We start from the raw sequence: 20,273 nt of genomic DNA, 5'->3' as shown, positions 1-20,273 counted from the left end.
CCGCGGCCGCGCGAAACCCCACGTTTTCCCCACCGCAACAACCGGTTGACAAGTCAACCACTCACGATTATCCGACAGTCAGGGTGTGACAATCCACGCAACAGCCATGATTTGACCGGGTCGGTGGGCCTTCCTACAAACCACCGCGAAAATCCGGCACATGCGCGGATGCAGCCCAGGAGGAAAATGATGAGCGATGTGTTTATTTGCGACGCCGTGCGCACCCCGATCGGCCGTTTTGGCGGTTCGCTCGCAAAAGTCCGCGCCGACGACCTCGCCGCCGCTCCGATCAAGGCGCTGAAAGAGCGCAATCCGAACGTCAAATGGGAAGAAATCGACGAGGTTTTCTTCGGCTGTGCCAACCAGGCCGGTGAAGACAACCGCAACGTCGCCCGCATGGCCGCCCTCCTCGCCGGCCTGCCGGAAAGCGTTCCCGGCCAGACCCTCAACCGCCTTTGCGCCTCCGGCCTCGATGCCGTCGGCGCCGGTGCCCGTGCCATCCGCGCCGGTGAAATCGATTTCGCCATTGCCGGCGGCGTCGAATCCATGACCCGCGCCCCCTTCGTGCAGGGCAAGGCGCAGGAAGCGTTCTCCCGCCAGTCCGAAATCTTCGACACCACCATCGGCTGGCGCTTCATCAATCCGCTGATGAAGGCGCAGTATGGCGTCGATGCGATGCCGGAGACCGGCGAGAACGTCGCCCAGGATTTCCAGATCTCGCGCGCCGACCAGGACGCCTTCGCCATCAACTCGCAGCAGCGCGCCGGCAAGGCGATTGCCTCGGGTTATTTTGCCGAGGAAATCATCGCGGTGCAGGCGCCGGGCGGCAAGGCCGGCCCGATTTCCGTGGACAAGGACGAGCATCCGCGCCCGGAAACCACGCTGGAAGGTCTCGGCAAACTGAAGCCGATCGTGCGCAAGGACGGCACCGTCACCGCCGGTAACGCCTCGGGCGTCAATGACGGCGCCGCCGCCATGATCCTCGCTTCGGCCGCCGCCGTGAAGAAGTACGGCCTCACGCCGCGCGCGCGCATCCTCGGCCTCGCTTCCGCCGGTGTCGCCCCGCGCATCATGGGCATCGGCCCGGTACCGGCGACGCAGAAGCTGATGGAGCGCCTCGGCCTGAAGATCAGCGACTTCGATCTCATCGAGCTGAACGAAGCCTTCGCTTCCCAGGGCATCGCGGTGCTGCGCCAGCTCGGCGTCAAGGAAGACGCTGACTTCGTGAACCCGCATGGCGGCGCCATCGCGCTCGGCCATCCGCTCGGCATGAGCGGCGCCCGCCTCGCGCTGACCGCCGTGCATGGCATGGAGAAGCGCGGCGGCAAGCTCGCGCTGGCCACCATGTGCGTCGGCGTCGGCCAGGGTGTCGCCATGGCGATCGAGAAGCTGAACTAACGACTAATACGTCCAAGAATGCCGCCGCGGTCCCCGCGGCGGATCCAAGGGGAAACGAGCATGACGCTAATCTATCCCGTCGAGAGCAATGCGGCGCACGCGCCGCGCCTCTCACCCGGCTACAAGTCGACCATCAAGCGCGCGCCGCAGAAGCAGCGCATCCTGATGCCGCATACGATGTCGGAACTGACCGGTCCCGTTTACGGCCACGAAACCGTGCGCCCCGGGGATCATGACCTCACCACCATGCATGCCGGCGAACCGCTCGGTGAACGCATCATCGTGCATGGCACCGTGATGGACGAGGACGGCCGCGGCGTGCCGAACACGCTGGTCGAACTCTGGCAGGCCAATGCCTGCGGCCGTTACGTCCATGTCTGGGACCAGCACCCCGCCCCGCTCGATCCGAATTTCACCGGCGCCGGCCGCGCCGTGACCGACGACAAGGGCAACTACAAATTCGTCACCATCAAGCCCGGCGCCTATCCGTGGGGCAATCACCACAATGCGTGGCGCCCCGCCCATATCCATTTCTCGGTGTTCGGCCATTCCTTCGTCTCGCGCCTCGTGACGCAGATGTACTTCCCGAACGATCCGCTGTTCGCTTACGACCCGATCTTCAATTCGGTCACGGATGAGAAGGCGCGCCTGCGCATGGTGTCTGAGTTCGATCTCGACGTCACCGAGCCCGGCTGGGCGCTGGCCTATCGCTTCAACATCGTCTTGCGCGGCCGCAACGCGACGCCGACGGAGAATCACTGATGCCTGGAATTACTCCGTCGCAGACCGTCGGCCCGTTCTATGCCTATGGCCTGACGCCGAACGGCAAATATGCTTGGAACGACGCCTTCACCAACAACCTGCTGACCCCCGACGTCACCGGCGACAAGATCCGCATCGAAGGCGTGATCTATGACGGCGACGGCAAGGTGGTGCCCGATGCCGTGCTGGAAATCTGGCAAGCCGATGCGCAAGGCCGTTTCGCCGATCCGCAGGATTCGCGCGGCATTCCGAATTCCAGCTGGCGCGGTTTCGGCCGCTCGGGCACGACGGATGCGGGTGAGTATTCGTTCGACACGATCAAGCCTGGCGCCGTGCCCGGCATCGATGGCAAGGATCAGGCGCCGCATATCGTGATGGCGGTGTTCGGCCGCGGCATGACCATGCAGTCGATGACGCGCATCTATTTCGACGATGAAGCAGCGACGGCGACTGACGCTGTGATGCAGCTGGTGCCGGCGGAGCGGCGCAGCACGCTGATTGCGAAGAAGACGGCTGCGGGCGTGTATCGGTTTGATATCCACCTGCAAGGGGATAACGAGACGGTGTTCTTCGACGTGTAACGTTTCTTCTCCCTCCCCCAAGCGGCGAAGCCGCGCAGTGGGGAGGGTGGATCGAAGCGAGCGTTCAGCGAGCTTCGAGACGGGTGGGGTGCTTCCCCAAACTCCGTCCTGCCGTGGGGAAAGACCCCACCCGGCGCTACGCGCCACCCTCCCCACTGCGCTTCGCTTGGGGGAGGGAGAGCATCAGCACTTGCGCTTCAATTACTCCATCACCGCCGGATGCTCGTCCCCGCCCGGCTTCGCGGCCTGTGCGCGCAGCTGCGCCTTCGACGATCCGATGATCAGCGCCATCGGGATCGCCGCCAGCGTCACCAGCATGATCAGCTGGTAGTCCAGCCCGAAGGCGATGATCGTTGCCTGCATCGTCACGATCGCATCCATCATTGCGCGGCCGGCATCGGTTGCCATGTTGATCACGCCGGTCACATTCGGCATCTGCAGCGCATTGTTGAAGGGCGTGACGTGCTCGACCAGTACCGCATGCGCCATCCGCGTGCCCGAGGTCAGGTTCGCGATCACGATGGAAATACCCACCGAACTCGCCACGTTACGCAACAGCGTGAGCATCGATGTGCCATCAGTACGCAGATGATTGGGCAGCGTCAGGAAGGCCACCGTGGACAGCGGCACGAAGACGAGGCCGAGCCCGAATCCCTGAGCCACATTGACAATGATGAACTCCGTCACCCCGGTCTGGTCGGTCCATTTCGCGGTAAAATACATCGACGCGGCGAGCAGCGTCATGCCCGACATGATCAGGGTCCGCGCCTCGATATATTTCATCATGCGCCCGACCAGCATCATCGCCACGAAGGTGCCGGAGCCGCGCGTTGCCAGCAGCAGGCCGGCGGTCAGGATCGGATAACCGATCACGTTCTGCAGGAACGGCGATGACAGCGACATGGTCGAATAGAGCACGAGCCCCATCACGCACATGAAGATGCAGCCGCCAACAAAGTTCTTGTCCTTGAAGATGGCGAACTGGATGAACGGGCGATCCGTCGTGAAGGAATGTGCGAAGAAATAGTAGAAGCCGATCACCGCCACGATCGCCTCGATGATGATCTCGTTCGACTCCAGCCAGCCGAGCTGCTCGCCGCGATCCAGCGCGAGCTGCATCGAGCCGATACCGATGGCAAGCGCGAGAAAGCCGAACCAGTCGAACTTCATCTTCAGGTTCAGCTCCGTCTCGTCCATGAACACGATCAGGCCAGCCACCGTGACGATGCCGAAGGGCAGGTTGACGAAGAACACCCAGTGCCAGGAATAGGTCTCGGTGAGCCAGGCGCCGAGCGACGGGCCCATGATCGGGCCGAGCATCACGCCCATGCCCCAGATCGACATCGCCTTGGCGCGCTCATGCAGCGCGTAGCTATCCAGCATGACGGCCTGCGACAACGGCACCAGCGCCGCGCCAAAAACGCCTTGCAGCAGGCGGAAGCCCACCATCTGCGTAATGTCCTGCGCGAGGCCGCACAGCACCGAGGCGACGGTGAAGCCGGCGGAGCAGACGATGAACACCTTCTTGCGGCCGAAGCGGTTGGCGATAAAACCCACCGGCGCGGTCATGATGGCCGCGGCGACGATATAGGAGGTCAGCACCCAGTTGACCTGATCCTGCGACGCCGACAGCGAGCCCTGCATGTAAGGCAGCGCCACATTGGCGATCGTGGTGTCGAGCGCCTGCATGATGGTCGCGGTCATGGCGCAAACCGTCACCATGTTGCGACGCATGCCCGGAACTGCGCTGGGTGAGGACGCCGTGCTCATGGGATCAGTCCTGAGCTGCCTTCGCTGTGGACGCGCCGAACAGGCCCGCCAGCGTGCGGCGATGTTCGGTATCGATGGTGGTGTAGGTGCTCATGCCGGCCTTGAGCTTCTTCACGGCGGCATCGTCATAATCGAGATAGATGCGCACGGGCACGCGCTGCACCACCTTGACGAAATTGCCGGTGGCATTCTGGGGCGGCAGGATCGCAAATTGCGCGCCGGTGCCGGGGCTCAGCGAGCCGACCGTGCCGTGGAAGGCATGATCGGGGAACGCATCGACCTCAATATTGACCTTCTGTCCGACCGTCACATAGGTCAGATCCGACTCTTTCATATTCGCATCGACCCATGGCCTGTTATCGTCGATCACCGTGAGGATCGGCGTCGATGCCGCGACGAAGCGACCGAGCTGGATATTGTCCACCTGCGTGGCGACGCCGGAGATCGGCGCCTTCAGCACGGTGTGGTCGAGATTGCGCTGGGCATCGCCGAGCGCGGCCTTCGCCTGCGCATAGGCCGGGAATTGTTCTAGCGGCAGATCGGGATTGCCGAGCAGCTTGTCCTTCGCATTCGACAGCTGTTGCTGCAGCAATTCGAGCTGCGAACGCGCGATCACGTAATTGGTGGTCGCGGTGTCGAGATCGAGCTGCGAGCCGGAATTCGACTTCACCAGCGTCGTCTTGCGCTCGACATCACGCTGCTTCAGCTCGACGCCCTGGCGCGCGAGTGTGAGCATGTCGTCATACGACTTGATGTTGGACTTCAGCGTCGCGAACGACACTTTGGCATCGTCGAGCTTCGCCTGTGCTTGCTGCACGGCAAGCTGGAACGGCACCGGATCGATTTCGAACAGCGTATCGCCGGCCTTCACATGCTGGCCTTCGCGGATCACGACGCGCGCGACCTTGCCGGCGATCTCCGGCGTGATCAGCACTTTCTGCGCGCCGACATAAGCGTCGTCGGTACCGACATAGCGGCCGCCCGAGAGATAGAAGGCGAAGCCGCCGACCAGCACGACGGCAGGCAGCACGACCAGCAGCAGCGGGCGACGATAGCGGGTGAGGAAGCCCTTGATGCCCCTGCGCTGCTTTGTGGCGCCCTCGCCTCCACCGTCGGATGCGTCCTTGTCGGGAAATTTCAGCACGGGGTCAGCCATAAGCCTGTTCCTTGGTCTTGATCGTCGCAGGATTGAGCGCGACGCGGATGTTGTCTTTGATGGTTTCGAGATGATCGACGAGCTGGTGCATCTCGGCCTCGCTCACGCCGGCAAACGCGACCTGCATGAGGTCGGCGCGCAGCACCGAAAGCTTCGCCATCAGGGGGCGCGCGGCTTCGGTGAGATAAAGCCGCTTGATGCGGCGGTCGGTGTCGTCGTTGCGGCGTTCGATCAGGTCGCTGTCGCAGAGCTTGTCGATCAGCCGCGTCAGGCTGATCGGCGCCATCTCCATGGCGTCAGCGAGGTCGGTCTGTTTCTGCCCTTCATTGCGCTCGACCTTGGCCAGCACAGCCCATTGGGCGCGGGTCATGCCGAGATGGCGCGCCTCCTTGTCGGCAAGCTGCCGCAACATGCGCTGGGTCTCAAACAGTGCGGACAGAAAATCGGTGCCAGTGTCGGGCTGGGGCGACATCGCAAATGCTCCTTAAGCTGGCATAAAATAAGCTAGCTTATAGTCTCGACTACCCTGTGCTAAAGTGTCGCAGGCATGCGCACAGCGCATAAGTCGGGATTTGCGGGGTGTTTTTGGGGAGCTTTGCCCGGCCGCCATGGGCGAATGATCCGGAAGCGACTACATTACGATCGATGAACGCGCCAAAGCCCACATTCCCCGCCCCGGACCATGACCACGACCGCTGCACCGCGGACGCGATGCATCATGCCGAGCATGTCTGCGCCAAGCGGGGACAGAAGCTGACGCCGATCCGCCGCCAGGTGTTCGAGGCGCTGCTCGCCAGCCACCGGCCGCTCGGCGCCTATGAGATCATTGAGGAACTGGCCAAGACGGTCTCCCGGCCGGCGCCGATCACGATCTACCGCGCGCTCGATTTCCTGATGGCCAATGATCTCGTGCACCGCATCGAGAGCCGCAACGCGTTCCTCGCCTGCGTGCATGATCACGGCACCACGTCGATGGTCGCGTTTCTCATCTGCGACAAATGCGGGTCGGTGGGTGAAGTCCCCGCAGCGCAGGTGGCGCAGAGCCTCAATGACGCCGCGCGCTTGACAGGCTTCACCCCGAAACTGTCTGTTGTTGAAATCACAGGCACCTGCGCGCACTGCCAGCACTGAGCGGCGCATAACAACACGGCGACAAGCCGGACCGGGGTTCAATGTCAGCAGAGCCAAGTCCTTTCCCGCCCGGCGGCCGCCCGCTGACCGTTGGCGCTATCGCGCTCGTGCTGATGCTGTGCCTGACCTGGGGCTTCAACCAGATCGCCATCAAGCTCGTGCTGCGCGAGATCCCGCCTTACACGCAGGCGGCACTCCGCTCCGCCGGCGGCCTGCTGATGATCCTCTCCATCGCCTGGTTTCGCGGCGTCAAACTGTTCGAGCGCGACGGCACGCTGAAAGCCGGCCTGTTCATCGGCACCATCTTCGGCGTCGAATTCCTGGTGATCTTTCACGGCCTCGAACTGACCACCGCGAGCCGCGCGGTCGTCTTCCTCTATACGATGCCGTTCTTCGTCGCCTTCGGTGCCTATCAGCTCCTCGGCGAACGGCTGAGCGCGATGCAATGGGGTGGCCTCGCGGTGAGCTTCGCCGGCGTGGCCGTCGCCATCGGCGTGCCGCAGCCTAACGTGACCGCAAGCGTGCTGTTTGGCGACCTCCTGATGATCATCGGCGCAGCCATGTGGGCGGCTACGACGCTCATCGTGAAACGGACCCGGCTCATTTATGTGACGCCTGAAAAGGCATTGGGATACCAGGTCGGCCTGTCGATCCCGATTCTCAGCATAGGCGCGCTGGTGGCCGGCGAACGGATACCTGCGGTTCCCAGCGCCCTGAGCATGTCCCTGCTGTCATTTCAGGCCTTCTGGGTGGTCGGGCTCACCTTTTTGCTCTGGTTCAGCCTGATCAAGACCCACTCTGCCAGCAAATTGGCGGCTTTCACCTTCATCACCCCTTTATTCGGCGTCGTGGGAGGCTATTTGATCCTCGGAGATCAGCTCACCCCCGTCTTCGGACTGGCTGCGCTTTTGGTCATCGCCGGGCTGGTTCTCGTTAACCGACCGGCGCGCTCCGCAGCCACTAACGCATTGCTGAATGTCACTAAAACCTGATATTCGAGACCCCATGAACAAGATCGAAATTCCGTCGGATATCGCCGGACCGGCGCCCCGTCATCTCACCACCCAGGTCATGGTCGGCAATGTCGCCGTCGGCGGCGGTGCGCCCATCGTCGTGCAGTCGATGACCAACACCGACACCGCAGACATCCAGGGCACCATCGACCAGGTCGCAGCGCTGTCGCGCGCCGGCTCGGAAATGGTCCGCATCACCGTCGACCGCGACGAGGCTGCTGCTGCCGTTCCGCACATCCGCGAAGCACTCGACAAGCAGGGCATCACCACGCCCCTCGTCGGCGACTTCCACTATATCGGCCACAAGCTGCTCGCCGAATATCCGGCCTGCGCTGCTGCGCTCGACAAGTATCGCATCAATCCCGGCAATGTCGGCTTCAAGAGCAAGCGCGACAGCCAGTTCGCCGACATCATCGAGATCGCGAACAAGAACAACAAGGCCGTCCGCATCGGCGCCAACTGGGGTTCGCTCGATCAGGAGCTGCTCACCAAGCTGATGGACGAGAACGCCCTCTCGGCGAATCCGAAGGACGTTCGCGCGGTGACGCGTGAAGCCATGGTGCAGTCGGCGCTGCTGTCGGCCGCGCGTGCGCAAGAACTCGGCATGCCGAAGAACAAGATGATCCTTTCCGCCAAGGTTTCGGCGGTGCAGGACCTCATCGCCGTCTACCAGACGCTGGCCTCGCGCTCCGACTATGCGATCCACTTGGGTCTCACCGAAGCCGGCATGGGCTCGAAGGGCATCGTCGCTTCCTCGGCCGCGCTTGGCATCCTGCTGCAGCAGGGCATCGGCGACACCATCCGTATCTCGCTCACCCCCGAGCCCGGCGGCGATCGCACGCTGGAAGTCCAAGTCGCGCAGGAACTGCTGCAGACCATGGGCTTCCGCACTTTCGTGCCGCTGGTCGCCGCCTGCCCCGGCTGCGGCCGCACCACCTCGACCACGTTCCAGGAACTGGCGCGTTCGATCCAGGATTTCATCCGCGTCGAAATGCCGGGCTGGAAGACGACCTATCCGGGCGTCGAAAACCTCAACGTCGCGGTCATGGGCTGCATCGTGAACGGCCCCGGCGAATCCAAGCACGCCAATATCGGCATCTCGCTCCCCGGCACCGGCGAAAGCCCGGCTGCGCCGGTGTTCGTCGATGGCGAGAAATTCCGCACCCTGCGCGGCCCAACCATTGCAGCCGACTTCAAGGCGCTGGTGATAGATTACATCGACCAGCGCTATGGCAAGGGCAGCAAGACGCCTGAGATTGTGACCGCGGCGGAGTAACCGCGGCACATTATCGGACGACAAAATCAGCCGGCGCGCGGATCATCCGCCGCCGGCTTTTTTCGTGCTGTGTGACGGATGTTGAGAATCCAGACTTCGTCGGCGGCTATATCGATCTTGTACAGAACGACATAAGGGTAGTTCACGACCGGAAGTTTTCTGGTGCCTCTTCGCTTGATGTCGTTCCCCAGAAAGGGAAATTCCGAGAGCGACTCCGCGCGGTCGATGATGCGCCGCGCGACAGTCTCGGCTGAAGATGGACTATGTTCGAGGATATAGGCGAAGATCGCTTCGACTTCGCTGGTCGCGATCTCGGACCAGCGGACCTTCATTTGAAGTAGCGGTTGAACAGGGCCTCGATAGCTCCGTCCGGCGCAAACCGACCAGCTTCGACGTCGGCCAAGCTACGATCGAGCGCAGCGAGATCGTCAGCCGTCAGCTCATATTCACGATCACCACCGAGCTGCCTCGCCTCGACATCAGCAATGAACACGGCCAATTCTTCCTGATCCTTCTCAGGCCAGGCTGAAACCCGCTCCAGCAGTTCTTCCAATCCTGCTCTGGTCATTGCGTGAGATTAGCAGATTTCAGGTCCGATTGCATCACCACAAATCGACAGTTTTAAAGCGGCATCCGTCGATATTCGCGATTGATCAGCCCCGCCTCTTCCAGATCCAGATCGCGCTCGATGCGTCTGCGGCTTTCATCGGTGATCTTGCCGTCGCGCAATTGCGCATGGATGAACTTGCGTTCTTCCTTGATCAGCTCACGCACGAGATCGGTGCCGAGCGCGGAGACATCGACTGCGGGATCGAGTTCGCTGGGTAGCTGGTTCGAGCGGCTCTCATGCCGGGCGCGGAGGATCTTCACCACTTCGTCGGAGAGTTCGCGATCATCCGTCATCGCATCCAGCGAGGCGAGCGCCTTTGTCAGTGCTTCGCGGCGCGCATGCAGTTCGGCCTCGTGCTCGGCGATATGTTCGCGCTGGCCGATCTTGTCCATCTTCATCCATTTCACCACCAGCGGCAGGCCGAGGCCGAAACCGACCAGCGTGATCAGGATCACGTTGAACGACACGAACAGGATCAGATCGCGCGCCGGAAACGCGTCGCCGGACATCAGCGTGAATGGGAGCGCCAGTGCGGCGGCCAGCGAGACCGCACCGCGCACGCCGGTGAAAGCGAGCACAAAAGTCCATTGCCAGTTCGGCGAGGGATCGCGCTGGCGCAGGCCGGCGCTCAGCATGCGCGGCACATAGATCGCCGCATAGACCCAGACGAAACGCGCGACGATGATGACGGCCATCACGAGCGCCGTGGCAGCCAAGATCTCGCCGATCGGAAACGCTTTCGATTTCTCGATCAGCGCCCGCATCTGAAAACCGGTCATTAGGAACAGCAGCCCTTCGACCAGATAGATGATCAGGTCCAGAAGAAGATGCCCTGCAGGCGCGTTGCCGCCGAGATCAGCAGCGGGCCATTCCACGAGATGTAGAGCCCGCAGGCGACAGTGGCGATGACGCCGGAGCCACCGAAATGCTCGGGGACGAGATAGGCGACATAGGGTGTCAGCAGCGACAGCGTGATCTCCACCTGCGGATCCCGGGCACGGTGGCGCAGGCGCAGGCTGAGCCAGCCGATCAGGATGCCGAAGGCGAGTTCGCAGGCGAGAATGGCGACGAAGGTGCCGGCCGCCTTCGGCAGCGAGAAGGCGCCGGTGGTGATGGCGGCCACAGCGAAGCGATACAGGATCAGCGTGGTCGCATCATTGGCGAGCCCCTCGCCTTCCAGCACGACGAGCAATCGCCGGGGCAGACCGAGCTTTCGCGCCACCGCGAGCGGCGCCACGACATCCGGCGGCGCGACGATGGCGCCGAGCAGGAAGCCGACACCCCAGGGCAGCCCGATCAGAAAATGCGTGGCGGTCGCGACGAGACAGGCAGTGAAGATCACGCAGCCGACGGCAAGCAGCGAGATCAGCCGCAAGCTGTAACGGAATTCGCGCCAGCTCATGGCCACCGACGCCGAATAGATCAGCGGCGGCAGCACGCCGAGCAGCACCACTTCGGGCGGCAGTTCCAGCGCCGGCATGCCCGGCACGAAAGCCAGCGCGATGCCCGCCAGCAACAGCAAGATCGCCGGCGCGATATTGGCGCGTTTGGCAAACCATGCCGTTACGCCCAGCACGGCGACGAGAGACAGGAAAATGGTGAACTTGGCTTCCACGCGCGCAGCACCTGTTGCTGCGACACTTTGCCCGGATGGCGGGAGAGGTCAATGCGCTCGGCGTAGCCTGCATGGAGCGAAGCGTAATGCAGGGACCGGCGATACGGTGAAACGCCGGTCCCCGGATTGCGCTGCGCTCCATCCGGGCTACGCCGCTGAGAGGTTTGGCGCCTAAATCGCACTCGCTGCGATATTCACCATCAGCGCCACCAGCGCCGTGTTGAAGATGAATGACACGATGCCATGCGCGGTCGCCGTGCGGCGGATGCTCTTGTCGGTGACGCCGACATCCGATGTCTGCGCCGTCATGCCGATGACGAAGGCGAAATACACGAAATCCCAATAGTCCGGGTCTTCTTTCTCGTCGCTTTCCGGAAAGGCCAGCCCGCCCGGTTTCGGCCCGCGATAATATTCATGCGCATAATGCAGCGCGAAGATCGTATGCACCGCGGCCCATGCCAGCACGATGGTCACCACGGCCAGCACGAGTTCAGGCCCAGCGCTCTTGCTGGCGCCGAGTTCGAACACGATGGCGGCGATGCTCGCAAAGGCGCCGAGGGCGGCCATCATCAGGATGACGAAACTGCCATCGTCCTGAAGCGCGGCGTTGCGGCGGATATGCTTGCTGCCGCCTGAGAGCATCATGCCGAAGACGAGCAGGAGATAGAGCCCGGTGAAAACGTCCCAGCCAATCAGGAGCCGCGTCACCAGCCGCAGCGATGGCGGCAGCAACAGGCAGACGACAACACCGATGGCGAGTGCCGCAAAGGTCCGCGGTCGCGCATAGATGATGCGCCAGGCGGCGGGCATTTTGCGGAAGCGGGCAAGGAGATCGTCGAGATCCTTGCCCGCCTCCGTCATGTCAGTTCTTGCGCTCGGCCACGAAGCGGGCGGCGGCACGGAGCACGTCGCCCTTATTGCCGAAGATCGACAGCGAGGCATCTGCGGTGGCGATCAGGTCGGCGACGCGCTTCTTGGCGCCATCGACACCGAGCTGGGTGACGAAGGTCGTCTTGTTGAGCGCGGCATCCGCACCGGCGGGCTTGCCGAGCGTGGCAGCATCGGCTTCCACATCGAGCAGGTCGTCGGCGATCTGGAAGGCTTCGCCGAGCGCACGGCCGTAATCGTCGAGCGCCTTGTATTCCTTCGGCGTGGCCTGGCCGAGCAGCGCGCCGGCGATGACGCCGTAGCGCAGCAGCGCACCGGTCTTCATCTGCTGGACGCGCGCCACATCCACCGGCTCCTTGTCGCCGAAGCGGCCTTCGCCGGCGAGATCGAGCATCTGGCCACCGACCATGCCGCCGAGGCCGGCGCAACGGGCCAGCGCGCGGGTGAGCAGCAAACGCACATTGGCGTCGGAATGGATTTCGTCACGGGTGACGATGTCGAAAGCCAGCGTCAGCAGCGCGTCACCGGCGAGAATGGCGGTGGCGTCGTCCGTGGCCTTGTGCAGGGTCGGGCGGCCGCGGCGCAGGTCCGAATTGTCCATGGCCGGCAGGTCGTCATGGATCAGCGAATAGCAGTGGATGCATTCCAGCGCGGCGCCGACCAGCAGTGCCGGTTCGCGATGCACGCCGAACACGGCAGCACTTTCAACGACCAGGAACGGGCGCAGCCGCTTGCCGCCGCCGAGCGACGAGTAGCGCATGGCATCCATCAGCCGCTTCGGGCGCGCGATCTCATCCGGCAGCACGCCGTCGCCCAGCACCTTGGTCAGCACGGCTTCGGTATCGTCCGCGGTCTGGTCCAGGCGTGCGGCAAAATCTTTGGTGGAAGCACCGGTCGACATTAAGAATAGCTCCAGATCAATTTGGCCGGACAATCCTCCATGGCAGGGGCCACGTCAATTGCGCCCGCGGCACCCCGGCGCGTTTGGTCGCGGCAAGCTTAATCGGCTTGAAAACCGCCGGGAAACTCCGCTTTATCAGCGGGATAGACTGAGCAGGAAATCCGCCCTTGTGCCTCGTCCGACGCCTCATCCTGATCGGGATCCTGCTCGTCCTGATCCCTTATCTGCTGACCCCGCTTTACGCGGCCGGCCACCCGGTCTCGACCCTGATGCTGTGGCGCTGGATGACCGGTGCCCCGGTAGAGCGGACCTGGGTCGATCTGAAGGACATGTCGCCGGCCATGCCGCGCAGCGTTGTCGGCTCCGAAGATGCCAGATTCTGCACCCATCAGGGCATCGACTGGAACTCGCTGCAGACCGCCATCGAGGACGCCCAGGAGGGAGAAGGCGGCGGTGGCGGTTCCACCATCACCCAGCAGGTGGCCAAGAACCTGTTTCTGTGGCCGGGCCGCAGCTTCATCCGCAAAGGCATGGAAATCCCGCTGGCCATGTGGATCGACCTCGTCCTCAGCAAGCAGCGGATTCTGGAGCTCTATCTGAACATCGCGGAAATGGGCCCGAGCGGGCAATTCGGTGCCGAAGCCGGCGCTCAATTCGCCTTCGGGCGCTCGGTTTCCGGCATTTCCGCCCGCGAGGCCGCCCTTTTGGCCGCAATTCTCCCCAATCCGGTGACCAGAAGTGCTAAGAATCCGGGTCCGGGGGTGCGGCGGCTGGCCTCGCGCTATGTCGCACGCGCCCAGTCGTCCGAACTCGGGCGCTGCTGGGGCGGCTGAAGGCCACAAATTTCCCCGAAGAATCCGCCTGCGCGACCCTAGCCATGGCGTCACGCATCCGTTATAAGCCCGGCCTTATCAGCGATTTTGCCCGCGCGCTTTGTGCTGGCCGCCCGGAACCGGGCACCGATCGACAACACCGCCCAGACTGTCTGGCACAAGAAGTTGCAAGGAATACTCCTATGGCCGTTCCGAGAAGAAAAACATCGCCGTCGCGGCGTGGCATGCGTCGTTCGGCTGACGCGATCAAGAGCACCGCTTACGTTGAGGACAAGGACTCCGGCGAACTGCGCCGTCCGCACCACCTCGACCTGAAGACCGGCATGTATAAGGGCCGTCAGGTTCTGAAGGTGAAGAAGGACGCCTGATTTCAGGCTGGATGGCCGCCCGCAGGGCAGCGCTTCCTTCTTCCGATACGATATCCAGACCCCGCTTCGGCGGGGTTTGTTTTTTGGCTAGCCAGGGTTGCGATCGCGGCCACGCAAAGCGTCGGCGCGCAGCTACGCACAGGCAGATCGACCTCGCTTACGCGAAGTTCATTTCTGAACTGTACTTCCGCCCGAATTCGCTTCAACACTGGCGCCGACGCAGTTCCATGGATGATGCGCCCCGCATCGTCGTCATGCGTTGGTTTTTTCTCGCGCGAAAAAGGCTCTCCCGATGATCGGTTTTCCGCTGCTGCTGATTCCGGTGGCGATCTGCAACATCATCGTTTTCCTGATGCCCGACCTCTCGCTGGCGGGCCCGGTGGAGCTGTTCTCCATCACACTGCCGTCGCTGGACGTCATCCGCATCTCGCTGAAAGACGTGCTGGTCTCGCTGTCGATCCTGTTGCTGCTGCTGGAGGTGATGCGCGCGGCGCGCCCGGCGTCGAAATATTTCACCGACCATTTGCTGTCGCTGCTGGTCGCCGCCGGCGCCGCCTATGAATTCGTGATGCTGCCGAAATTCGGCAACGCCACCTTCTTCACCATCACGCTGGTGGCCTTTGTCGATTTCTTCGCCGGCGTCTCGCTGCGCGCCCGTCGTCCGCGCCGTGTCGCCGCACCGGTCTATGCCGAACCGGCGCCGCACTATCACCCCGCCCCCGTCGCGCCGGCGCCGGTCCCGGCCGCCGTCACACCTGCGCCCGCCCCGGTCACGCCCGCTGCACCGGTGCCGCCGGCAACGTCGGTTGCGGAATCCGTGCTGAGCGAGAAGGCCGAGCCGAAGCTCGAGCGGATCGAGCCCAGAATAGAACCGAAGATCGAAACCCCGGTCGCACCGGAAGTCGTCGCGCATACATCGCCGCAGATCACGTCGCCGGATTTGCAGCCTGATGGATCGACGCCGGAAAAGCCGAAGAACTGAGGCCTTAATCCCTCCTCCAAGCCGCGAAGCGGCGCAGCGGGGAGGGTGGATCAAAGCGAGCGTTCAGCGAGCTTTGAGACGGGTGGGGTGTTGCCACAAACTCTGACGTCGCGTGGGATAGACCCCACCCGACCTTCGCTGCGCTCAGGCCACCCTCCCCGCTGCGCCGCTTCGCGGCTTGGGGGAGGGAAAAGACTACGCCACGCGCGTCATGCGGTTCGTCGCGGCTCCCGCTGCATACACACCCGCAGCTTTCCGATAGGCCGCTTCCACATCCACGATCTCGGCGCGGCGGAGGTTTCGCGTCTGCGGCACCTGCTCCGCTGTCGCGATCAAATGGGCGATGAAGGATGCATCGGGCCGCACGCTGCGCAGCGATGCCGGGATTGTCCGCGCGACCGGCTCGGTCGGCGTCAGTGCCTGCGATGTCTGCGGTGCGTCCCGCTCGATCACGATATCGCCCGCGCGCCGCATCGGATGCGACGTGGTGGGGGATACTCGGCTGGATGCCGTGATCGACATGGTTAAGCGTGCTCGCGTCTCAAATCAGGACGAGGGTTGCCCCTCCGATACCTATCTCGCAAGAGCCGTGCCGCGCTCTCCACAGTTGCATTTACTTGTGTCGGACTTGCGTTCAGACGCGGCCCCGCTACGATTTCGCAATTCTTTAGGAACTTTGACTAACGTTTTTGACGGTCGAACCCGTATTGTCGTGACGCGAATCATGACACGGCGTCCCAAAACGAGGCGACTTTGACACCCGCTCATTCCGACAGCGCTTCAGAGCCGCAGCCCGCCCAACTATCGGAGGCGGATATCCTCGCGCGGTTAGGGCAAGCCGCCTTCAGCTGGGATATCGCCAGCGACGCTCTCACCTGGACCGCACCGGCCGCCGCCATCTTCACCGACATTCCCGCCGGCACGCTGGCAAAGGGCAGCGATTTCGCCGCGCTGATCGAGCCGCATCGCTCGGTGCGCTCCGATGCGCTGGTGCAGGCGCTGCAATCCGGCGGCACCTATCGCATCGATTACGGCATACGCGCCTCCACCACCGCGCCTGTGCTGTGGATCGAGGAAAGCGGCAGCGTGTCGAGCGGCCCCGATGGCCGGCCGTTGCGCGTCGAAGGCATCGTGCGCATCAACAACGAACGCCATGCCTATCACGAGCAGCTGCTGAAACTGTCGCAGCGCGACCCCGTCACCGGCGACCTCAACCGCACGCATCTGCTCGCGGCGCTGGCGGAAAGTATCGAGGAAGCCACGCGCTTCCGCGCCACCTTCGCCTTCATGGTGATCGGCATCGATCACCTGTCGCGCATCAATGATGCCTTCGGCTTCGACATTGCCGACGACGTCGTCGCCGATATCGCCCAGCGCATCCGCACCCGGCTGCGCGGCGGCGATATCATGGGGCGCTTCTCCGGCAACAAGTTCGGCCTGGTGCTGAAGAACTGCAGCAATGACGACGCCACCGTCGCCGCCGAGCGTTTCCTCGCCGGCATTCGCGACGAGGTGATCCCGACCAAGTCCGGCCCCGTCTCGGTGACGGCGACCATCGGCGCGGTCAGCGTTCCCCGCTATGCCCGCGACGTCAACGAGGCCGTGAACCGCGCGCAGGAAGCGCTCGACGGCGCCAAGCGCCGCCGCCGCGGCAGCTTCTCGCTGTGGCGGCCGAATGTGGAGCGCGACGCCCAGCGCCGCGTCAATATCCGCGTCACCGACGAGATCGTCACCGCGCTGAACGAGCGCCGCATCGTCTGCGCGTTCGAGCCGGTGGTGCATGCCAATCGCAGCGGCCCGGCCTTCTACGAGGCGCTGGTGCGGATGAAGCAGGATGACGGCCAGTTCCTGCTGGCGCCGGATATCGTGCCGGTGGCCGAACGGCTCGGCCTGATCCGCCTGGTCGATCACCGCGTGCTCGAACTGGTCATCGCCGAACTCGCGGCCTCGCCCGACGTGCAACTCTCGCTCAACATCTCGCCGGCCACGACCATGGACCCGGACTGGTGGGCCTCCATCGAGTCCATGATGTCCGCGCATCCCGGCGTCGCCCAGCGGCTGATCGTGGAGATCACCGAGACCGTGGCGATCCACGACCTCGACGATGTCCGCGGCTTCGTCAATCGCCTGAAGGCGCTCGGCAGCCGCATCGCCATCGACGATTTCGGCGCCGGCTACACCTCGTTCCGCAACCTGCGCAAGCTCGGCGTGGACATCGTCAAGATCGACGGCGCCTTCGTGCAGAACATCGTCCACTCCGCCGACGACCGCGCTTTCGTGCAGACGCTGATCGATCTGTGCCACCGCCTGGATATCGAGACGGTGGCCGAATGGGTGCAGGACGAAGCCTCCGCGCAATTGCTGCAGGACTGGGGCTGCAACTACATCCAGGGCCGGCTGACGGGGCTGGCATCATCGGAACGGCCGTGGCTGGCGGCAGAAACCTCACTCAGCCGTAGGGCGGATTAGGCGAAGCCGTCATCCGCCGGCCGAGTGCATCGCTTGAAACTCCGCGGCGGATGACGCTTCGCTCATCCGCCCTACGGTAACGAACTCATAGGGGCACTCATGACACTCATCGGCAATCTCCTCACCGCGCTGGTCGCAGCGCTACATGTCTATTTCCTCGTGCTGGAGATGTTTCTCTGGCAGAAGCCGCTCGGCCTGAAGACCTTCAAGAACACGCCGGAAAAGGCCGAGACCACCGCGGTGCTGGCCGCCAATCAGGGCCTCTATAACGGCTTCCTCGCCGCCGGCCTGATCTGGGGCCTGCTGCATGCCGCGCCCGCCTTCGCATTTCAGATCAAGGCCTTCTTCCTGCTCTGCGTGATCGTCGCGGGCGTCTACGGCGCCATGAGCGTGAGCAAGCGGATCCTGTATGTGCAAGCCGCCCCGGCCGCTCTGGCGCTGATCGTGCTGGCGCTGGCGAGGTAAGGCGGAGCGCTGATCTTCACCTCTCCCCTCGGGGAGAGGTCGGATTGCGAAGCAAGCCGGGTGAGGGGCGCTACACACTCCGGAGTTTTTGGAAGCCCCCTCACCCGCTCCGGCTTCGCCGGATCGACCTCTCCCCGGTGGGGAGAGGTAAAGGCCAGTGCCTCCGCGAAACTTGCCAACGCCACAACCTTCCCTCACACTCTGCGCAACGACGACGCCCTTGCGGGAGATCGTCGAGTGATAGACATCAGGGAAGGCAACGACATGAGAGCCACGCTCGTTCATTCGGTCGCCGCTTGCGCCATTGCGACCGCGCTATCCGCAACGTCTTTTTCCACACCGGCATCCGCCCAGAAGAAATACGATCCCGGCGCCACCGACACCGAGATCAAGATCGGCCAGACCGTCCCCTTCAGCGGCCCCGCATCGGCCTATTCGTCGATCGCCAAGACCCAGGCCGCCTATTTCAAGATGATCAACGAGACCGGCGGCATCAATGGCCGCAAGATCAACCTGATCCAGTATGACGACGCCTATTCGCCGCCCAAGGCGGTGGAGCAGGTGCGCAAGCTGGTGGAGTCCGACGAGGTCCTGCTCACCTTCCAGATCATCGGCACGCCCTCCAATGCCGGCGTGCAAAAATATCTCAACACCAAGGGCGTGCCGCAGCTGTTCGCCGCCACCGGCGCCACGCGCTTTACCGATCCGAAGAACTTCCCCTGGACCATGGGCTACAATCCCAATTACCAGACCGAAGGCCGGATCTACGCCAAATACATCCTGAAGAACCACCCGAATGCCAAGATCGCCATTCTCTGGCAGAATGACGATCTCGGCCGCGACTATCTCACCGGCATGAAGGCCGGCCTCGGCGACAAGGCGGCGTCGATGATCGTGTCGGATGCGAGCTACGAACTCGCCGACCCCACCATCGACTCGCAGATCGTCAAGCTGAAGTCCTCCGGCGCCGATCTTCTGTTCAACGCCTCGACGCCGAAATTCGCCGCGCAGGCGATCAAGAAGGTCGCCGATCTCGGCTGGAAGCCGATCCATATCGTCGACATCAATGCGACATCGGTGGGCGCGGTGCTGGTGCCGGCGGGGCTGGAGAATTCGAAGGGCCTGATCTCGACCAATTACGGCAAGGACCCGGCCGATCCGCAATGGAAGGACGATGCCGGCATGAAGCGCTATCTGGCCTTCATGGAGAAATACTATCCCGAGGGCGACAAGAACTCGAACTTCAACACCTATGGCTATGGCAATGCCCAGCTGATGGTGGAAGTGCTGAAGCGCTGCGGTGACGATCTCACCCGCGCGAATGTGATGAAGCAGGCCACCAGCCTGTCCAATCTCGTCTTCGACCTGTCGCTGCCCGGTTTTGTCGGCTCCACCTCGCCGACGGATTACCGCGTCAACAAGCAGCTGCAGATGCAGCGCTTCAATGGCGAACGCTGGGAACTGTTCGGGCCGATCATCGAGGATGATAGCGCGGGATAGTTGGGAGCGTGGCTACGCGGCTTCGCCGCAACACAACCTGTCGCCACCCGCGAAAGCGGGTGGCCCAGTAGACACCGTCAACGCAGCTCCAGCACTATAGCCAGAGCGTACTGGATCGCCCGGTCCTGGCGCGCAATTGCGCGCACGGCCGGGCGATGACAGTGAGAGATTGAGACTAACCTTTACGCCGCCTTCGTGAACATCGTCAGCACGCCATCCGCGATATTGATCGCGACCACCTGCGCCGACGAGATCCCCTTCTCCTTCAGCGCCCCGGCCGCGGCCGGCGAAGCATCAATGGAGGCGCGCAGCCCCTTCATGTCCTCGTCGCTGGTCTTAGACACGACCTCATCAACCTGCGTCTTCACCGCATCGGGCAGAGTTTTGACGTCGATCACCTGGATCTTGTTGATCTGCACGGTGGATTTGGGCGAACCGCTCTGCTGGGCCGATTCTTTGGCCGGCGCCGTTCCCTGCGCCAGAGTGATCGCGGGCGTGCCGAGCGAAAGAGCTGTGGCGAGAGCAAGAGCTGTCATGGTGCGCATGGTCTGTCCT

21 protein-coding genes and 1 pseudogene are annotated in these 20,273 nt (G+C 63.2%); 12 read left to right on the top strand and 10 right to left on the bottom strand.

Annotated elements, in window-relative coordinates; all coding sequences use genetic code 11:
* The first annotated feature begins 189 nt into the window (after positions 1 to 189).
* From pcaF to pcaG, 3 genes are read left to right on the top strand one after another with little or no spacing between them, the layout of a single operon-like run.
* The gene (gene pcaF, locus RPMA_RS05180) at positions 190 to 1,398 is read left to right on the top strand and encodes a 3-oxoadipyl-CoA thiolase (protein ID WP_211911833.1); all 1,209 of its coding nucleotides are present in this window, start codon (positions 190 to 192) and stop codon (positions 1,396 to 1,398) included.
* Positions 1,399 to 1,458: 60 nt separating this feature from the next.
* Positions 1,459 to 2,160 carry a protocatechuate 3,4-dioxygenase subunit beta gene (gene pcaH, locus RPMA_RS05175; protein WP_211911832.1) on the top strand — a complete coding sequence of 234 codons (702 nt, stop codon included), beginning with the start codon at positions 1,459 to 1,461 and terminating at the stop codon, positions 2,158 to 2,160.
* Positions 2,160 to 2,741, top strand: a complete 582-nt coding sequence (gene pcaG / locus RPMA_RS05170) for a protocatechuate 3,4-dioxygenase subunit alpha (RefSeq protein WP_211911831.1) — start codon at positions 2,160 to 2,162, stop codon at positions 2,739 to 2,741. Before pcaH ends, pcaG begins: the two co-directional genes overlap by 1 nt.
* A gap of 201 nt (positions 2,742 to 2,942) precedes the next feature.
* On the opposite strand, the gene RPMA_RS05165 is transcribed toward pcaG, so the two are convergent.
* The 3 genes from RPMA_RS05165 to RPMA_RS05155 are packed head-to-tail and all read right to left on the bottom strand — an operon-like array spanning position 2,943 to position 6,139.
* On the bottom strand, positions 2,943 to 4,511 hold the full coding sequence (locus RPMA_RS05165) for an MDR family MFS transporter (RefSeq protein WP_211911830.1): 1,569 nt from the start codon (positions 4,509 to 4,511) through the stop codon (positions 2,943 to 2,945).
* A gap of 4 nt (positions 4,512 to 4,515) precedes the next feature.
* Positions 4,516 to 5,667: an HlyD family secretion protein gene (locus RPMA_RS05160; RefSeq protein WP_211911829.1), complete on the bottom strand. Its 1,152-nt coding sequence runs from the start codon at positions 5,665 to 5,667 to the stop codon at positions 4,516 to 4,518.
* On the bottom strand, positions 5,660 to 6,139 hold the full coding sequence (locus RPMA_RS05155) for a MarR family winged helix-turn-helix transcriptional regulator (RefSeq protein ID WP_211911828.1): 480 nt from the start codon (positions 6,137 to 6,139) through the stop codon (positions 5,660 to 5,662). The genes RPMA_RS05160 and RPMA_RS05155 overlap by 8 nt, the downstream gene beginning before the upstream one ends.
* A gap of 173 nt (positions 6,140 to 6,312) precedes the next feature.
* Between RPMA_RS05155 and RPMA_RS05150 the strand changes: the two genes are divergently transcribed.
* Genes RPMA_RS05150 through ispG form a run of 3 tightly spaced genes read left to right on the top strand, consistent with a single transcriptional unit; the run spans position 6,313 to position 9,087 of the window.
* Positions 6,313 to 6,798, top strand: a complete 486-nt coding sequence (locus RPMA_RS05150; RefSeq protein WP_211911827.1) for a Fur family transcriptional regulator — start codon at positions 6,313 to 6,315, stop codon at positions 6,796 to 6,798.
* A gap of 41 nt (positions 6,799 to 6,839) precedes the next feature.
* On the top strand, positions 6,840 to 7,790 hold the full coding sequence (locus RPMA_RS05145; protein ID WP_211911826.1) for a DMT family transporter: 951 nt from the start codon (positions 6,840 to 6,842) through the stop codon (positions 7,788 to 7,790).
* Positions 7,791 to 7,803: 13 nt separating this feature from the next.
* A complete protein-coding gene (gene ispG / locus RPMA_RS05140; protein ID WP_211911825.1) occupies positions 7,804 to 9,087 on the top strand; it encodes a flavodoxin-dependent (E)-4-hydroxy-3-methylbut-2-enyl-diphosphate synthase in 1,284 nt (427 codons plus the stop codon).
* A gap of 26 nt (positions 9,088 to 9,113) precedes the next feature.
* Here ispG and RPMA_RS05135 read toward each other — a convergent pair whose 3' ends face one another.
* The 5 genes and pseudogenes from RPMA_RS05135 to RPMA_RS05115 all read right to left on the bottom strand — a co-directional run bounded on the left by RPMA_RS05135 (position 9,114) and on the right by RPMA_RS05115 (position 13,101).
* On the bottom strand, positions 9,114 to 9,419 hold the full coding sequence (locus RPMA_RS05135; protein WP_211911824.1) for a type II toxin-antitoxin system RelE/ParE family toxin: 306 nt from the start codon (positions 9,417 to 9,419) through the stop codon (positions 9,114 to 9,116).
* The gene (locus RPMA_RS05130) at positions 9,416 to 9,640 is read right to left on the bottom strand and encodes a hypothetical protein (protein WP_211911823.1); all 225 of its coding nucleotides are present in this window, start codon (positions 9,638 to 9,640) and stop codon (positions 9,416 to 9,418) included. Before RPMA_RS05130 ends, RPMA_RS05135 begins: the two co-directional genes overlap by 4 nt.
* Before the next feature lie 68 nt (positions 9,641 to 9,708).
* Positions 9,709 to 11,312: pseudogene (locus RPMA_RS05125) on the bottom strand (Na+/H+ antiporter).
* 171 nt (positions 11,313 to 11,483) lie between these two features.
* Positions 11,484 to 12,173: a DUF1345 domain-containing protein gene (locus RPMA_RS05120; protein ID WP_211911822.1), complete on the bottom strand. Its 690-nt coding sequence runs from the start codon at positions 12,171 to 12,173 to the stop codon at positions 11,484 to 11,486.
* Between the two features lies 1 nt (position 12,174).
* The gene (locus RPMA_RS05115) at positions 12,175 to 13,101 is read right to left on the bottom strand and encodes a polyprenyl synthetase family protein (RefSeq protein WP_211911821.1); all 927 of its coding nucleotides are present in this window, start codon (positions 13,099 to 13,101) and stop codon (positions 12,175 to 12,177) included.
* Positions 13,102 to 13,268: 167 nt separating this feature from the next.
* Here RPMA_RS05115 and mtgA point away from each other — a divergent pair, with 167 nt between their 5' ends.
* The 3 genes from mtgA to RPMA_RS05100 all read left to right on the top strand — a co-directional run bounded on the left by mtgA (position 13,269) and on the right by RPMA_RS05100 (position 15,284).
* On the top strand, positions 13,269 to 13,934 hold the full coding sequence (gene mtgA / locus RPMA_RS05110; protein ID WP_211911820.1) for a monofunctional biosynthetic peptidoglycan transglycosylase: 666 nt from the start codon (positions 13,269 to 13,271) through the stop codon (positions 13,932 to 13,934).
* Positions 13,935 to 14,116: 182 nt separating this feature from the next.
* Positions 14,117 to 14,302 carry a 50S ribosomal protein L32 gene (gene rpmF, locus RPMA_RS05105; protein ID WP_211911819.1) on the top strand — a complete coding sequence of 62 codons (186 nt, stop codon included), beginning with the start codon at positions 14,117 to 14,119 and terminating at the stop codon, positions 14,300 to 14,302.
* 292 nt (positions 14,303 to 14,594) lie between these two features.
* Positions 14,595 to 15,284 (top strand): hypothetical protein, encoded by a 690-nt coding sequence (locus RPMA_RS05100; RefSeq protein ID WP_211911818.1) that lies wholly within the window; start codon positions 14,595 to 14,597, stop codon positions 15,282 to 15,284.
* A 195-nt stretch (positions 15,285 to 15,479) separates the two neighbouring features.
* On the opposite strand, the gene RPMA_RS05095 is transcribed toward RPMA_RS05100, so the two are convergent.
* Positions 15,480 to 15,806, bottom strand: a complete 327-nt coding sequence (locus RPMA_RS05095; protein ID WP_211913874.1) for a hypothetical protein — start codon at positions 15,804 to 15,806, stop codon at positions 15,480 to 15,482.
* 231 nt (positions 15,807 to 16,037) lie between these two features.
* On the opposite strand from RPMA_RS05095, the gene RPMA_RS05090 reads away from it, so the two are divergent.
* The 3 genes from RPMA_RS05090 to RPMA_RS05080 all read left to right on the top strand — a co-directional run bounded on the left by RPMA_RS05090 (position 16,038) and on the right by RPMA_RS05080 (position 19,718).
* On the top strand, positions 16,038 to 17,753 hold the full coding sequence (locus RPMA_RS05090; protein ID WP_211911817.1) for an EAL domain-containing protein: 1,716 nt from the start codon (positions 16,038 to 16,040) through the stop codon (positions 17,751 to 17,753).
* Positions 17,754 to 17,852: 99 nt separating this feature from the next.
* The gene (locus RPMA_RS05085) at positions 17,853 to 18,218 is read left to right on the top strand and encodes a DUF1304 domain-containing protein (protein WP_211911816.1); all 366 of its coding nucleotides are present in this window, start codon (positions 17,853 to 17,855) and stop codon (positions 18,216 to 18,218) included.
* 264 nt (positions 18,219 to 18,482) lie between these two features.
* The gene (locus RPMA_RS05080; RefSeq protein ID WP_211911815.1) at positions 18,483 to 19,718 is read left to right on the top strand and encodes an ABC transporter substrate-binding protein; all 1,236 of its coding nucleotides are present in this window, start codon (positions 18,483 to 18,485) and stop codon (positions 19,716 to 19,718) included.
* A 182-nt stretch (positions 19,719 to 19,900) separates the two neighbouring features.
* On the opposite strand, the gene RPMA_RS05075 is transcribed toward RPMA_RS05080, so the two are convergent.
* Positions 19,901 to 20,263, bottom strand: coding sequence for a hypothetical protein (locus RPMA_RS05075; protein WP_211911814.1), 363 nt, complete (start codon positions 20,261 to 20,263; stop codon positions 19,901 to 19,903).
* Positions 20,264 to 20,273: the final 10 nt, after the last annotated feature.

The sequence above is a fragment of the Tardiphaga alba genome, from assembly GCF_018279705.1.
GTDB classification, from domain to species: Bacteria; Pseudomonadota; Alphaproteobacteria; order Rhizobiales; family Xanthobacteraceae; genus Tardiphaga; species Tardiphaga alba.
This window is presented reverse-complemented; position numbering and strand designations above follow the sequence as displayed.